The sequence below is a fragment of the Streptomyces sp. AC512_CC834 genome, from assembly GCF_019049325.1.
Lineage (GTDB): Bacteria > Actinomycetota > Actinomycetes > Streptomycetales > Streptomycetaceae > Streptomyces.
Genome location: NZ_JAGMUO010000062.1, coordinates 1 through 431 on the forward strand (window position 1 = coordinate 1; position 431 = coordinate 431).

Sequence of the window (431 nt, forward strand, 5' to 3'; positions counted from 1 at the left end):
GTCCTGGACCTGGACAAGGACCCGACCCCGGGCGACCCACAACGCGTACGTACGCTCGCGAGGACGCTGCACGACTTCGCCGACGACGTGTCCGAGGCGTTGCGTCTGGTGAAGGGCATGGCGGGGGAGTCGACGCTGGCGGAGTGGGCGGGCAAGTCGGCGACCGTCTTCAAGGAGGAGTTCTCCGGGGTTCCGAAGAACCTGAAGAAGCTGGAGAAGTCGTACGGGATGTGCGGCGACGCTCTCGCCGACTTCTGGCCGAAGCTGGAGCGGGCCCAGGTCCTGGCGGACAAGGCGCTGGCCAAGGCACGGGAGGCCCGTGACGACCTGTCCTCCGCCCAGTCGAAGCTGTCCTCGGCGGACTCGTGGGTGACGCGGGCGTCGAAGGAGGCGGACAAGTACAAGGACGATCCGACCGGCAGCAAGTCGGA

The 431-nt window shown here is 67.5% G+C and carries 1 protein-coding gene; it reads left to right on the forward strand.

Features of this window, described 5'->3' with window-relative positions:
• Nucleotides 1-431 (forward strand): WXG100 family type VII secretion target (locus KUM40_RS22000; protein WP_374227408.1); only part of this gene is annotated, 431 nt, incomplete at both ends.